The sequence below is a fragment of the Seonamhaeicola sp. genome (genome assembly GCF_028281565.1).
GTDB lineage: Bacteria > Bacteroidota > Bacteroidia > Flavobacteriales > Flavobacteriaceae > Seonamhaeicola.
On sequence record NZ_JANQJQ010000013.1, the window covers coordinates 175,636 to 190,412 of the forward strand.

The 14,777-nt window shown below is 37.1% G+C and carries 12 protein-coding genes; 5 read left to right on the forward strand and 7 right to left on the reverse strand.

Features of this window, described 5'->3' with window-relative positions; genetic code table 11:
• Positions 1 to 12: 12 nt before the first annotated feature.
• From Q0983_RS06190 to Q0983_RS06210, 5 genes are all read left to right on the forward strand, one after another.
• Positions 13 to 1,008, forward strand: coding sequence for a sterol desaturase family protein (locus Q0983_RS06190; RefSeq protein ID WP_299550310.1), 996 nt, complete (start codon positions 13 to 15; stop codon positions 1,006 to 1,008).
• 108 nt (positions 1,009 to 1,116) lie between these two features.
• Positions 1,117 to 2,211: a redox-regulated ATPase YchF gene (gene ychF, locus Q0983_RS06195; RefSeq protein ID WP_299550312.1), complete on the forward strand. Its 1,095-nt coding sequence runs from the start codon at positions 1,117 to 1,119 to the stop codon at positions 2,209 to 2,211.
• 415 nt (positions 2,212 to 2,626) lie between these two features.
• Complete coding sequence (locus Q0983_RS06200) at positions 2,627 to 3,541, forward strand: DMT family transporter (RefSeq protein ID WP_299550314.1); 915 nt, start codon at positions 2,627 to 2,629, stop codon at positions 3,539 to 3,541.
• Positions 3,542 to 3,650: 109 nt separating this feature from the next.
• Positions 3,651 to 5,507 (forward strand): DNA topoisomerase IV subunit B, encoded by a 1,857-nt coding sequence (locus tag Q0983_RS06205; protein WP_299550316.1) that lies wholly within the window; start codon positions 3,651 to 3,653, stop codon positions 5,505 to 5,507.
• 206 nt (positions 5,508 to 5,713) lie between these two features.
• Positions 5,714 to 8,341, forward strand: a complete 2,628-nt coding sequence (locus Q0983_RS06210) for a DNA gyrase/topoisomerase IV subunit A (protein WP_299550318.1) — start codon at positions 5,714 to 5,716, stop codon at positions 8,339 to 8,341.
• On the opposite strand, the gene Q0983_RS06215 is transcribed toward Q0983_RS06210, so the two are convergent.
• The 7 genes from Q0983_RS06215 to Q0983_RS06245 form a co-directional block, all read right to left on the reverse strand.
• Positions 8,338 to 9,000, reverse strand: coding sequence for a hypothetical protein (locus Q0983_RS06215; RefSeq protein ID WP_299550320.1), 663 nt, complete (start codon positions 8,998 to 9,000; stop codon positions 8,338 to 8,340). The two genes, Q0983_RS06210 and Q0983_RS06215, sit on opposite strands and share 4 nt — an antisense overlap.
• Before the next feature lie 103 nt (positions 9,001 to 9,103).
• The gene (locus Q0983_RS06220; RefSeq protein WP_299550322.1) at positions 9,104 to 9,355 is read right to left on the reverse strand and encodes a hypothetical protein; all 252 of its coding nucleotides are present in this window, start codon (positions 9,353 to 9,355) and stop codon (positions 9,104 to 9,106) included.
• Positions 9,348 to 9,743, reverse strand: a complete 396-nt coding sequence (locus Q0983_RS06225; protein ID WP_299550324.1) for a hypothetical protein — start codon at positions 9,741 to 9,743, stop codon at positions 9,348 to 9,350. The genes Q0983_RS06220 and Q0983_RS06225 overlap by 8 nt, the downstream gene beginning before the upstream one ends.
• Positions 9,744 to 9,755: 12 nt before the next feature.
• Entirely contained in the window at positions 9,756 to 10,301 is a 546-nt protein-coding gene (locus tag Q0983_RS06230) for an RNA polymerase sigma factor (RefSeq protein WP_299550326.1), read from the reverse strand.
• A gap of 230 nt (positions 10,302 to 10,531) precedes the next feature.
• Positions 10,532 to 11,470 carry a hypothetical protein gene (locus Q0983_RS06235; RefSeq protein ID WP_299550328.1) on the reverse strand — a complete coding sequence of 313 codons (939 nt, stop codon included), beginning with the start codon at positions 11,468 to 11,470 and terminating at the stop codon, positions 10,532 to 10,534.
• Positions 11,471 to 11,493: 23 nt separating this feature from the next.
• Complete coding sequence (locus tag Q0983_RS06240) at positions 11,494 to 13,125, reverse strand: glycoside hydrolase family 43 protein (RefSeq protein ID WP_299550330.1); 1,632 nt, start codon at positions 13,123 to 13,125, stop codon at positions 11,494 to 11,496.
• A gap of 12 nt (positions 13,126 to 13,137) precedes the next feature.
• A complete protein-coding gene (locus Q0983_RS06245; protein ID WP_299550332.1) occupies positions 13,138 to 14,775 on the reverse strand; it encodes a glycoside hydrolase family 43 protein in 1,638 nt (545 codons plus the stop codon).
• Positions 14,776 to 14,777 lie beyond the last annotated feature (2 nt).

Consider the following 14,777-nt stretch of genomic DNA (forward strand, 5'->3'; position numbering starts at 1 on the left):
TAGACTTTTATAATGGAATTGTTAGACGTTTTATGGAACGAAATAATAAGTTTTTTAGGAATTAGTCAGGCCTGGGAAATTTTAGAAGCAGGAAATTATGAGACTTTTAAAACTCGGGATGGTATTGTAGCACTTATATACCCTGTAATTCCATTGCTTTTATTATTAGAACTAATTTTAAGTTTTGTCTATAAGAAACCGCAAACTAAAGTTTACAAAGTAAATTTCCTGATTTACGTATTTAATCGGTTTGTAGGTAGATTTATAGCCATAGCTATGGTTACATTCTGTATTGGTTTTTTTCAAAAGTATGCTTTATTTGAAACGCACCTTAGGTGGTATTGGTTTATATATGGTTATATTGTCTGGGAGTTTGGGCATTTTTTATACCATTATTGGGGGCATAAAGTGCGTCTTTTATGGTGCTTGCATTCCACTCATCATGCTCCGGAAAATATGAATTTGTCTGTAACATATGCGCATTTTTTCCTTGAAGCGCCTTATGCGGATGTTATACGTACTACAGTTTGTATTTTATTAGGGGTAAAACCCGAAATGCTTTTTCTAATCATGTTTATTGATGGGACTTATGGCGCTTTTATTCATGTGGGTGAAAATTTAATTAAAGATGGAAGGCTGGGGCTTTTGAATAGAATTATACTTACACCATCACATCATAGAATACATCATGCCAGAAACCCGTTATATATAGATACAAATTTTTGTAATCTTTTGAACATTTGGGATAAGCTTTTTGGGACATTTCAAGATGAGGATAAGGACATAAAAATAGAATACGGTATTACCCGTAAGATGAATTCAGGCAGTTTTTTAGATGTCTATTTTGGTGAGATCATAGCCCTTGTAAAAGATGTATATAAAGCACCGGGGATTAAAAACAAACTATTGTATTTGCTAATGCCACCCGGATGGAGTCATACGGGAGATCATAAAACAGCCCGTATCATGCGTACTAAGTTTTTGCAGCAAAGAAAGTTTAAACCCTAAAGCTGTTTTTTCCAATGTGTTGTTAGTCAGAATTCTTTTTTAATATATACATTTGCACTCGCAAAAATAGATTTCCGCCTTAGTGGGAATGACAAAAAGAAAATTTTGATGAAAGCAGGAATTGTAGGATTACCAAATGTAGGGAAATCAACCTTATTTAATTGTTTGTCAAATGCCAAAGCGCAAAGTGCTAACTTTCCGTTTTGTACCATTGAACCTAATATTGGGGTGGTAAATGTACCGGACCCAAGATTAGAGAAGTTAGAAAGCCTGGTAAACCCGGAACGTGTTATTCCTGCAACCGTTGAGATTGTAGATATTGCCGGTCTGGTGAAAGGAGCCAGTAAAGGCGAAGGATTAGGAAATCAGTTCTTAGGCAATATTCGTGAAACTGATGCTATTCTTCACGTATTGCGTTGTTTTAATAACGATAATATTGTACATGTTGATGGTAGTGTAGACCCCATTAGGGATAAAGAAACCATTGATATGGAATTGCAGTTAAAAGATTTAGAGACTACCGAAAAAAAGCTGGACAAGGTAAAACGTGCCGCAAAAACCGGAAATAAAGAAGCTCAGGCAGAAGAAGCTGTTTTGTTAAAAATAAAAGAAGGTTTGGAATCAGGGACTTCGGTAAGAGCTTTGGAATTCAGTGATGAAGATTATGCTGATTATGTAAAACCTTTACAGTTTATAACTGATAAACCGGTACTATATGTTTGCAATGTAGATGAAAGTGCTGCAGTCACCGGAAATGACTTTGTTGAGCAGGTAAAAGAAGCTGTTAAAGATGAACATGCCGAAGTCCTGGTATTGGCTGTAGGTACGGAAGCTGATATCAATGAATTGGAAGATTACGAGGAACGCCAAATGTTTTTGGAAGATATTGGATTGGATGAACCGGGTTCTTCAAAATTAATTCGCGCCGCCTATAAGTTGTTAAACCAACAAACGTATTTTACAGCAGGACAAAAAGAGGTACGTGCCTGGACGGTTGATATCGGAGCATCTGCGCCCCAGGCAGCCGGTGTTATTCATACCGATTTTGAAAAAGGCTTTATCCGTGCTGAGGTGATCGGATATGATGATTATGTGTCTTACGGAAGTGAAGCCAAAGTAAAAGAAGCCGGCAAAATGCGTGTTGAAGGAAAGAATTACACTGTTAAAGATGGTGATGTGATGCATTTCCTTTTTAATGTTTAGAGCTGGTTTCCAGTCGATAGTCTTTAGTTGTTAGACTTTAGAAGCTATGGTTGCAAATTCCAACATCTAAATTCCAAACTGAGACTGTCAACTGTGACTGCATACTGAGTACTGCAAACTGCAACTGAAGACTCAAATCTTCTCGCTAAGGCGCAAAGGCTCAAAGTTTTTAAATTACAAAGGAGTAAACTCCCAATGCTAATTATTTTTTGCGTCGTTCTGAGTTTTAATTGAAAAACGTAAGAATCACTTCCCTTATTTAACCAGGAGATTGTTACGTCTTCCGATAACTATCGCAATCCTTACAATGACGGCATAACTGCTAACTGCGACTGTGACTGAAAACTGTTACTGAACATCGTAATCTTCATTAAAAACGGCTTTTACTAAAATAAGGGTCTTTTACCTTCGCTTTATGCAAAAACCAACCAGGACCTTTATTTACGGTATTATCTTAGGAATATTGGGGATCGTTCTGTTTTCTTCCAAAGCGGTTATGGTAAAGCTGGCGTACCGGTATGAAGTTGATCCCGTTAGTGTTTTACTACTGCGTATGATTTTTGCCTTTCCGTTTTATGTGGTTGTGGCTTATGTATATCGAAATAAAAACTATAGTGATGAAATCACTGCTAAGGACTACTATTGGGTCATTATATTTGGGATTGTGGGCTATTACCTGGCCAGTTATTTTGATTTTATTGGATTAACATACATCAAGGCTAGTTTAGAACGCATCATCTTATTTTTGTACCCTACCATTGTCTTGCTCTTAAACAAAATATTTTTGAAGAAACCCATTACCAAAATTCAGGCCGGCGCCATTGCTTTAACGTATTTGGGGATCATCATCGCTTTTGGCGATGAAGTTAGCATTTCCGGAAGCGATACCTATTTAGGAGGCTTTTTCATCATTCTCAGTGCCATTGCTTACGCCTCTTATTTGGTAGGTAGCGGTTGGCTGATCCCAAAGTTTGGTGTCGTAAAGTTTACATCGTATGCCATGTTGGTGTCCTGTTTTTGTGTATTTATTCATTACAGTTTGACAACCGAAGCCAGTATTTTTAATCTCCCCTGGCAGGTCTATTTTTTAGGCTTTTTGATAGCTATTTTTGCGACGGTTATTCCCTCATATTTGGTTTCGGCTTCCATTGAGATGATCAATTCATCAAATTTTGCGGTGATTGCGGGCATAGGCCCCATATCAACTATCATTCTGGCTGCTATATTCTTAAACGAAAAACTAACCCTCTTGCAACTATTTGGGGCTTTGGTAGTTATAGTTGGTATTTTATTGGTATCTTTAAAAACAGGAAAAAATAAGGCGCTATAGTTCTCAACAATATTCACGTTTTATTGTTAATTACTTTGTATAGAAGCTGTTTTATTTTTTAAGACGTTGTCTTATATTAGCGTTCCATCATTAAATTTCACACTATTTTATGGCAGTACAATCCAACTATACTGAGGAAAATATACGTTCGTTAGACTGGAAAGAGCATATCCGTATGCGTCCCGGAATGTATATTGGTAAGTTGGGTGACGGTTCGTCTCCGGACGATGGTATTTACATTCTGTTAAAAGAGGTTCTGGATAACTCTATTGATGAGTTTGTGATGGGGGCCGGAAAAACCATAGATATCTCCATTCAGGGAAATAAGGTGATTGTACGCGATTATGGGCGTGGTATTCCGCTAGGTAAGGTGGTAGATGTAGTTTCCAAAATGAATACCGGAGGTAAATACGATACCAAAGCCTTTAAAAAATCAGTTGGACTAAATGGGGTTGGTACCAAGGCGGTCAATGCGCTTTCAAACTATTTCAGGGTTGAATCTACCAGGGATGGGAAATCCGCTTCAGCAGAGTTTGAAAAAGGTGAGCTTACCAATAAGGAAATGCTGGACGACACTTCCAGGAGAAAAGGAACCAAAGTATCGTTCATTCCTGATGAAACCATTTTCAAAAACTATAAGTTCAGAAGTGAATATATAGTAAAAATGCTGAAAAACTATGTGTATCTCAACCCGGGATTAACCATAGTCTATAACGGTGAAAAGTATTTTAGTGAAAATGGATTAAAAGATTTACTGTCTGAAAACACCAATGAAAATGATTTATTATACCCAATCATTCATTTAAGAGGTGATGATATTGAAGTAGCTATTACACACAGTAAGACACAATACAGTGAGGAATACCATTCGTTTGTTAACGGTCAAAACACCACCCAGGGAGGCACGCATTTAAACGCTTTCAGAGAGGCTATTGTTAAGACCATTCGAGAGTATTATGGTAAGAATTACGATGCTTCCGATATTAGAAAATCTATCATCAGTGCCATTGCTATTAAAGTAATGGAGCCGGTTTTTGAAAGTCAGACCAAAACAAAGCTTGGGTCTACCGATATGGGAGGAGACTATCCAACGGTTCGTACTTATATCAATGATTTTGTAAAGACCAATCTCGATAATTATCTGCATAAAACCCCGGATACCGCTGAAAAGATTCAGAAGAAAATCCTTCAGGCAGAACGGGAACGAAAGGAACTGTCAGGCATTCGTAAGCTGGCGAGAGACAGAGCTAAAAAAGCAAGTCTACATAATAAAAAACTGCGCGATTGTCGTGTTCATTTTGGTGATACTAAAAATGAACGAAACCTGGAAACCACTTTGTTTATTACAGAGGGAGACTCGGCTTCCGGTAGTATTACCAAGTCACGTGATGTAAATACCCAGGCAGTATTCAGTTTAAAAGGAAAGCCATTGAACTGTTATGGTCTAACCAAAAAGATCGTTTACGAAAACGAGGAATTTAACCTGTTGCAGGCTGCTTTAAATATTGAGGAATCTCTTGAAGATCTGCGTTATAACAATGTCGTAATTGCTACAGATGCTGATGTTGACGGGATGCATATCCGTTTGTTATTGATCACGTTCTTTTTACAATTCTTCCCTGAAGTGATTAAAGAAGGGCATTTGTATATCTTACAAACACCATTGTTTAGAGTTCGAAATAAAAAGGAAACCATTTATTGCTATACGGAAGAAGAACGCGTCAATGCTATTGAAAAATTAAAACCAAAACCTGAGATTACGCGATTTAAGGGGCTAGGGGAAATATCACCAGACGAATTCAAGCATTTTATAGGCGAGGATATGCGGTTAGATCCGGTCATGCTTGATGATAATATGTCTATAGACGAACTGTTGTCTTTCTATATGGGTAAAAATACGCCAACACGACAAGAGTTTATTATTGACAATTTAAAGGTGGAGATGGATTTGATAGAGGAGAAATAGAGGTGCAGATGAGTACTAATGGGTAGTATTTAGAATTGAAAAATTGGAGGTCACAATTTGTGACCTCAAGTTAGAAGTGGGTACTTTTAATAAAGTGAAGTATCGTAATAGATAGATTAGTAAATTAAAAGGAACTGTCATTCCGCACTTGATGCGGAATCCATAATAAATTAATAAGATTCCTGCCTTCGCAGGAATGACAAAGTATGGTAGAAGAAGAAAACGACGATTTAACGAATGAACAAAACGAAGAGCCCCAGGAAACCATAACCCGTGTTACGGGCATGTACAAAGACTGGTTTTTAGACTATGCTTCCTATGTTATTTTAGAACGTGCGGTTCCGGCCATTGAAGATGGTTTTAAACCGGTACAGCGTCGGATCATGCATTCTATGAAAGACCTGGATGATGGACGCTATAACAAAGTGGCAAACATTGTGGGGCATACCATGCAATACCATCCACACGGTGATGCCAGTATTGCTGATGCGATGGTACAGATCGGGCAAAAAGACCTGCTCATTGACACCCAGGGAAACTGGGGAAATATTTTAACAGGAGACAGTGCTGCGGCCTCCAGATATATTGAGGCACGTTTATCCAAGTTTGCTTTAGATGTAGTTTATAATCCTAAAATTACGGAATGGCAGGCCAGTTATGACGGGCGTAGAAAAGAGCCGGTAAACCTTCCGGTGATGTTTCCGTTACTTTTGGCTCAAGGAGGTGAAGGGATTGCTGTTGGATTATCAACTAAAATTCTACCACACAATTTCATCGAACTCATTGATGCTTCCGTCAAGCATCTGCAAGGAAAGCGTTTTACTATTTTACCTGATTTTCCAACGGCAGGAATAGCCGACTTTTCAAACTATAATGATGGTAACAGAGGTGGAAAGGTTCGTGTACGGGCCAAAATTTCTCAATTAGATAAAAATACGTTGGTAATTACTGAATTACCATATGGTACAACGACATCTTCTCTAATTGACTCCATATTAAAGGCTAATGATAAAGGGAAGATCAAGATCAAAAAGATAGAGGACAATACAGCAGCCGAAGTTGAAATTTTAGTGCATTTACCATCCGGTCTGTCACCGGATAAAACCATAGATGCGCTGTATGCATTTACAAATTGTGAATCGTCAATTTCGCCTTTAGGATGTGTGATTGAGGAAAATAAACCACTATTCATAGGGGTTTCCGAAATGCTTCGTCGTTCTACCGATAACACCGTTCAGCTATTAAAACAAGAGCTGGAAATAAAGCTTGGTGAACTTGAAGAACAATGGCATTTTGCTTCTTTAGAGCGTATTTTTATTGAAAATAGAATTTACCGGGACATCGAAGAAGAGGAAACCTGGGAAGGTGTTATAAGTGCTATTGATAAAGGGTTACAGCCGCATATTAAACATTTAAAGCGTGCCATTACGGAAGATGATATTGTACGTTTAACAGAGATCCGGATCAAGCGTATTTCAAAATTTGATATTGATAAAGCACAACAAAAAATTGAAGCTTTAGAGGAACAAATTGCTGAGGTAAAGTATAATCTTGAAAACCTTATTGATTATGCCATAGCGTATTTCACCAGGCTTAAAAAGGATTATGGTGAAGGGCGTGAACGTAAAACGGAAATCCGCACCTTTGACGATGTAGATGCCACCAAGGTAGTTATCAGAAATACCAAGCTTTATGTGAACAGGGCAGAAGGCTTCATAGGGACTTCACTTAGACGTGACGAATACGTTGGTGATTGCAGTGATATTGATGATATCATTGTATTTACCAAAACCGGTAAAATGATGGTGACCAAAGTGGACACAAAAATCTTTGTCGGTAAAGATATCATCCATGTGGCGGTATTTAAGAAGAAGGATAAACGGACTATTTATAATATGATCTATCGGGATGGAACGCGTGGTCCGTCTTATATAAAACGATTTGCGGTTACAGCAATCACGCGTGACAGGGAATATGATCTAACCAACGGAAACAAAGGCTCTCTAGTGCTTTATTTTTCAGCAAACCCTAATGGAGAAGCAGAAATAGTTTCTGTTAATTTAAGGCAGGCAGGTAGCATTAAAAAATTAAAATGGGATATTGACTTTGCCGATATTTTAATAAAAGGCCGTGTATCTAAAGGAAATTTGGTAACCAAGTATTCCGTAAAACGTATTGAATTAAAGGAAAAAGGGGTGTCTACTTTAAAGCCACGAAAAATCTGGTTTGATGATACGGTGCAACGTTTAAATGTTGATGGACGTGGTGAATTGATTGGGGAGTTCAGAGGCGAAGATAAGTTGTTGATCATTAATCAAAAGGGGATTGCTAAGACAGTCACTCCTGAAGTCACTATGCATTTTGATGATGACATGATCGTCCTGGAAAAATGGATCCCTAAAAAACCGATCTCAGCTATTTATTTTCATGGTGACAAAGGGATCTATTACGTGAAGCGTTTTTTAATTGAAAATGAGAATAGGGTTGAATCTTTTATTTCTGAGGCTCCTGATTCGCAATTGGAAATTGTATCAACCGATTGGAGGCCTATGGCGGAGGTAGTTTTTGCCAAGGAACGGGGTAAAGATCGAAAAGATAATTTGGAAATAAACCTGGAAGAGTTTATAGCGATTAAAGGGATAAATGCTCTGGGCAATCAATTAACTAAAGATAAGGTGAATCAAATTAATTTATTGGATCCGTTACCATATGAAGCTCCCGAGGAAGTACACGCTGATGATCTGGAAGTTATTGACGAAACCGAAGTATCTGCCGAAAACTCAGCTGATGAGAATACCACAAGTACAGATGATGGACAAACGGCATTGTTTTAATTAGCTTTCATTTCCTTTTTCACCTGGTTTAATGTTTGGGTAAAGGAAGCATTGTTTAAGTAGTTTTTTGCATCCGGATAGATTGTTTTCAAATCGGTCAAAGTAAGATAATCCGGGTGATAAACCTCTGAAATGGTGGCATAATGATAGCTTTTGTCACCTTTTTTTACATTGAATCCATAGATATATATGGCTAATTCGGAAGGCATTATGTGTCCCATAAGGTTATATACTTTTACATAATCAGGTGAGGCAGATATCGCTCCGAAAAGAAAAGGTTGCTTTTCAATTTTCCATTGGCCTTCCTTAAAAACACGTCCTATAGATTCACCGTCTAATATCTTTGTATGTTCTTTTAAGAACATACTATCTATACGCTCCGGATAGCGAACCACAGCAAAAGTTCTTGTTATTTTCTTGTCATCATGTAAGCTATACAGGTTAGAGACCCTTAATTTTGAATTCTTTTTAAGAACGTCTATACCATAACTTCCAAATGCCATTTTAATTCTTTCGCTATTAAGTAATTTGGGAGATAAAACAGCTTCCTTGGAAACAGGTGATACTATTGAGTGACGGTTTTTATCCTTACAACTATTCAGACCATAAAATAATCCGATGACTAGTAAAAGAATGAGTAAATAGTTTTTGTTTCTCATTTACAGGTGTGCCACTATGGTCCGGGTTACGATTTCTTTTGGTTTTACAAAAAATTAAATTTACAAAAAATAGCAGGTAATTTATTAGGATCAACAAATAAAGTCAGACCAATTCTTCACAATAAATACCTCTGGCTTTAACCTGGTCAATAATATCTTCTTTACTTAGCATATGGTTGGTTTCAACCCTTAGAACCTTATCAATGTCTTCAAGGTCTACAGACCATTTATAAATTCCCGGATGAGCATTAAAGAGTAGCTTTATGGTATTAATGGCTAGTTTGGTTTCAATATTGGTTTTAAGTATATGGATTTTAACACCCTTTTTTCGACTTTGGTAAAACGGACTAATCATGGTCTTCATCTTTAGTAGTTACACGCTCTATATAGGCTTCATAGGCTTTATTGCCTTCTTCTTTCCAGAAATCATCGTAATGCTGCCATTTGGAAAAGTCACCTTTACGATCTTTTTTGCATTTTGATTTTGATTTTTTTGAGGAACTATCGCTTCCGAAATTACATCCGCCAAGTAATATTTTAAAGAGAATAAAGACCCCGACAGCTTCCCAGAAAGTGAGTGTTGTAAGTCCGAAAATCATAGGCATTAACCAATTCCATAGCCACATGATAATAAAACCGAATAATATGGCTAGTCCTGTTATGGCAATAATTCCGAAAATGATCATTCCGGCAATCTCTCCCGGAGACTTACCACGCATTTTATGTTTAAAGTAATTTGACATGTTGGTGTTTTTTTAATTAATAATTTCTTTTTTAGATTTTAATGTTTTGTACAAGAGCGAAATGGCTCTATGGCGTCTGGACATCAAAGTTCCCATAGGAATACCGGTTTCTGCTTCTATTTCTTTATAAGTATAGCCTTCAAAATCAATGGCTATAATAATATCCCTGTACGGTGGCTTCAGGTCTATGATGGCTTTTTTAAGGGTGTCTTTCATCTCTTCAGTGTGTTCGCTTTCAGTGGTTTCATACAGTGATTCAGCCAGTATTGCTAACTTTTCTTCATTTTGATTTTTATCATTTATCATTTGTTTGCTTCCGGCTCTCATAACATCAATAACCTTATTTTTTATGGCTCTGTATACAAAACCGGCTACATTATTTATGGGTGAATATCTATCGGCGCCTGCAAACAATTTTAAAGCCACATCCTGCACGATGTCTTCGGGCTCCCAATAGATGCTTGACTTAAGTTTAGAGCCTACGTAAGTTTTAAGAGACGTGTATTCCTCGTTAAAAAACTCATTAAGCTTTTTACTGTTTTCTGATTGATGATTCATTTAAAGGCACTTTTTATAGGCGCTTCAATTATAAAGACGCAACTTTTCAGATCTATTGCATTTTTCTTCTAATTATTTTTTAAGAAGACGGAACACAACGTGAAATGTTTCAGAAAAATGAGTTAAAATTTGAGTTGGGGAGGTTGGGGTTAGGTTTTTGAAAGGGAATAGCAGATATGTATTGAGGGGTGATTAATATTAAAAGAATAGGATTATTGCTGCAAAAAAAGTTATTCTTCAATTAATATTTTTTTACAGTCTTTCCAGCGGAAAGTTTTTTTTACTCCGTCAACTGTTTCACTAGTTACTGTCCCATCATATTCACATAACTCATAGGGTTCTTGTTTTCCGTTTTTCCAGATGACAACTTCCAATTCTTTTTTATCAGGGTTCCATATTCTGTGGATAAAATTATCAGGTGTTGTCTTACCAAATTTAACAGGGTTCTCACTATCAAAAATTTTAAAGCCTTCTTTGGATACAAATAAGTATTTGGGTTCTTTTCCAGGATTTTCTTGCCAAAAAATAAGCTCCTTTATTTTTTTACTGTTATTGGTAAAGGGATTTCCAATAATCCATTCTTTTTTAACGATGTCTCCATCGGCTTTATAGTAGTTTACAATAACGGTGTCACTAGTTGTTGTAAATGAATAGGAGTGATGTAACTTGTTTTTATATCCAAAAACTTTCCATGTTCCATATGGTTTTCTGTTTTTGAAATTACCTGTACGTCTAATATTCCCTTTCTCATCAAAAATTTTAAATTCGGAATCAGTTAAAGAAGCTTTAAACTTGATATAATCATCATCGTATTTATTCCTCATTTTTTTGATTGAATCATGCAACTCCTTATTAACTTGATTTAACATCATTAGTCTAAACATTATGTTGTTATAACCTTCTTTTTTTTGGAGCCTGTTAGTCAACTCAAAATCTTTATCAGTCAGCTCATGTTCATTTTTCGAATTGAATAAACCAATTTTTGCTAAAACATTAGTAGAATCTAGCTCTAATGCCCTTTTAAATTTAAGGTAAGCCTCTTCTTTATCCTCATCAAAATAAGATTTCCATCCATCAATTTCGACCTCATGACTTTGAACTGAATCTTGAATTTGAGCAAAAGCAAATTGAATAGAGAGTAGTGATACTAATACCAGTCTAAATTTCATTGCATAAAATATTACAATAAAGTTTAATCACCTTTCATAACAAACCAATCAAACGTTGCAATCCGTCTGCTTCTTTGTCCTGTGGAAGTAGCATAAATTCCGGTATAAACACCGTTAAACCTTTGGGCAACTTCGTCGGAAATCAAGGTGTAATCCTGAATGTCTCCAATAGGCTTTAAACTGTTTTTATCTTCGCCATAAAAGAATTGCACTTTAATACCTTCTACTTTAGCTTTTAATACTACCTCTTTATTTTTATAAGGTATGTTTGCTATGATTTGTGGTTCAAAGTTGCCTTTATTGCCTTCCTGAAAAGCTTTAATCAAAACAATGCTATTTTTGCCTTTAAGTAGCTGATAATTATTGCCATGTCTTCGGTAAATAACTAACCCGGCTTTTTCATTGTCTTTATTCGTTTTAAAGTTAAGCTTAGTACTTGCCGTATAATTATGATGCCGTGTTCTTCTAGCAATGAATGAAGGATTTACCAATTCGGTAACCGTTTCAGGGCGTAGTTGAATCTCTAATTCCCCATCTTTTAACTCGTACCATTTTGACCGGGGCGAGCGCAGAAAGTTCCATTCCAGGTCTAGTGTTTCTCCGCTAAAATCATCATGTTCTTTAACCTTAGAAACGGGTGTCCAGGATAAATCCGGGCGTTCCTGCTCAAATTGTAACAATCCTATGCCTGGGTTAAATATGGGGGTTATACCCGATTCTTGCTCGGTCATGAGCACTTTTGCTAAAAACGTTTCGCGTGCCAAAGTAATATAACCGTCTACTTTTCTTTTTGCTAACATAACGCTCCACCAATCCCCGTTTTGCGTTTGAACTAAATCGGCATGACCGGTTTGTCCAATAACATGCGTTTGTCCTAAATGCCGGTGCGTCATGACCGGATTGGCATGATTGGGAATATAAGGCCCCCAAAGGTTCTTACTATTAAAAACAGTGACGGCGTGATATTCGCCAGTACCACCTTCTCCAATTAGCAACAGATAGTCTCCGTTAATTTTGTATAAATGCGGCCCCTCCGCCCAACGTGCATTGGAAGCATGCCCATAAGTGAGCTGCTTTTTTTCACCGATTAATATTCCTTTATCCGGATCTATTTCCTGCATCCAAACACCATTTTTTCCCGGCCATTCTTTTTGAGTTCCATCTACAACTCCCGCACCGGTATAATAACAACGTCCATCTTCATCCCAAAACAGTGATGGGTCTATGCCCGGAGCATTTTCAATCCACATAGGATCACTCCAGGGGCCGGCAGGATCTTTGGCAGTAATGATAAAATTCCCTTTTTGCCCCACCATGGTGGTAATGATGTAAAACGTACCGTTATGATATCGAATGGAAGGTGCAAATATGCCGAGCGAATTATCCAATCCGTCTTTATACACAATTTGATCCGGACGGTGCAAACCGTATCCGATCTTTTCCCAATTCACCAGATCCTTACTGCGATGAATGGGTAACCCCGGATACCATTCAAAACTCGAGTTCACCATATAATAAGTGTCTCCAACCCTACAAATGGATGGATCGGGATAAAACCCCGGAAGAATAGGGTTTTTAAAGTTTTTTGGAGCATTCTGTGCCGTTACTTGTCCGACCAAAAAACTCAACAATATTGCTGCTACAAACTTCTTCATTCTTTAAATACTTTATTCAATTATATTTTTGTTTTCAAACCAATCGAAATAAGCCCAATTAGCACTTTTTTGTCCATTAGACGTTGCATATATCCCTGCAACTGTGCCGTTAAATCTACCTGCAACTTCATCACTTACAATGGAAAAATCTTGTATGTCTCCAATTGGTTTCATTTTAGTTTCAGATTCACCATAATAAAATTGTAAATCCAAACCTTTACCTGTCACTTTAAGACAAACTTCTTTTTTAGAATAAGGAATGGTAGCTATAACTTCTTTGGCTGATTCCGTTCCTATTTCCTTAAGAGCTACGGTTTTTATTAAGGCTATTTTATTCTTTTGTTTCATTAATTGATAATGGGTGCTTGATTTTCTGTAAACCACTAATCCTGCACTTTCATTGTCTTTTTTAGTTTGAAAAGACAATTTTGTTCCTATTTCAAAATTGTGAGAACGAATACGTTGTGCCCAAAAAGACGGATTCCCTAAACTATCAATGACCTGTTCTCTTAATTTAAGTTTTAATTTCCCATTTTCTAACTGATGCCATTTTTCAATAGGAGAGCGCAAACAAATCCATTCTAAACCAAGTTTATCATTATCAAAATGATCTCTTTCTGTTAATTTGGGAACCGGTGTCCAAGTTAAATCAGGGCGTTCTTGTTCCAACTGAAGTAGTCCTATTCCAGGATTGTAAATAGGTGTGATGCCAGATTCCTGTTTTGTCATTTGAACCCTTGCCAGGAAAGTTTCGCGACATAATATCGAATAACCATCAATTGGTCTTTTAGCATGCAATACACCCCACCAATCTCCATGTTGCGTTTGAACCAAATCACCATGCCCCGTTTTTACAATAGGGTGGGTATAATTAAGATGTCTGTGAGTTAGAACCGGATTAGCATGATTTGGAATATAAGGCCCCCATATGCTTTTACTATTAAAGACAGTAATAGCATGATTCTCATTAGTTCCGCCTTCGGCAACCATTAACAGGTATTCTCCATCAATTTTAAATAACCTGGGGCCTTCTGTCCATCGGGCGTTTGAGGCATGTCCGTGTGTTAGTTGTTTTGCTTCTCCAATTAGTTCTCCGGTTTGGAGATTAATTTTCTGCATATAAATCCCGTTTATACCGGGCCACTTTCCGTTAGCACCATTCACAATTCCGGCAGCCAGAAAGTAACAAGTGCCGTCATCATCCCAAAACAATGTGGGATCTATACCAATTGCTCCCTTAATCCATATCGGATCAGACCAGGGGCCTTTCGGATTTGTAGCTGTAACAAAGAAATTACCTTTACATCCCACACAGGTACATATAACATAGAAAGTACCATTGTGGTATCTTATGCTAGGGGCAAACATACCCAAAGAATTATCTAATCCATCTGGAAAATTAATTTGATCAACCCTATGAATGGCATGTCCGATTTTTTCCCAATTCACTAAATCTTTACTACGCATAATGGGTAATGCAGGAAACCATTCTAATGTAGGATGTGTCATATAATAGGTGTCACCAACTCTACAAATTGAAGGATCTGAATGAAATCCCGGTACTATGGGGTTTTTAAACTTTACGGGCTTGTTTTGAGCCGGTAAACAGTAGCTCAAAACCAGTATGCATAGAAAAGAAAAATAGCGCATAA

Coding starts and splice junctions, on each gene's coding strand:
- Q0983_RS06225 (WP_299550324.1), bottom strand. CDS start 9,743: ATGTCAAATTACTTTAAACATAAAATGCGTGGTAAGTCTCCGGGAGAG.
- Q0983_RS06230 (WP_299550326.1), bottom strand. CDS start 10,301: ATGAATCATCAATCAGAAAACAGTAAAAAGCTTAATGAGTTTTTTAAC.
- Q0983_RS06200 (WP_299550314.1), top strand. CDS start 2,627: ATGCAAAAACCAACCAGGACCTTTATTTACGGTATTATCTTAGGAATA.
- Q0983_RS06205 (WP_299550316.1), top strand. CDS start 3,651: ATGGCAGTACAATCCAACTATACTGAGGAAAATATACGTTCGTTAGAC.
- Q0983_RS06245 (WP_299550332.1), bottom strand. CDS start 14,775: ATGCGCTATTTTTCTTTTCTATGCATACTGGTTTTGAGCTACTGTTTA.
- Q0983_RS06220 (WP_299550322.1), bottom strand. CDS start 9,355: ATGATTAGTCCGTTTTACCAAAGTCGAAAAAAGGGTGTTAAAATCCAT.
- Q0983_RS06235 (WP_299550328.1), bottom strand. CDS start 11,470: ATGAAATTTAGACTGGTATTAGTATCACTACTCTCTATTCAATTTGCT.
- ychF (WP_299550312.1), top strand. CDS start 1,117: ATGAAAGCAGGAATTGTAGGATTACCAAATGTAGGGAAATCAACCTTA.
- Q0983_RS06240 (WP_299550330.1), bottom strand. CDS start 13,125: ATGAAGAAGTTTGTAGCAGCAATATTGTTGAGTTTTTTGGTCGGACAA.
- Q0983_RS06215 (WP_299550320.1), bottom strand. CDS start 9,000: ATGAGAAACAAAAACTATTTACTCATTCTTTTACTAGTCATCGGATTA.
- Q0983_RS06190 (WP_299550310.1), top strand. CDS start 13: ATGGAATTGTTAGACGTTTTATGGAACGAAATAATAAGTTTTTTAGGA.
- Q0983_RS06210 (WP_299550318.1), top strand. CDS start 5,714: ATGGTAGAAGAAGAAAACGACGATTTAACGAATGAACAAAACGAAGAG.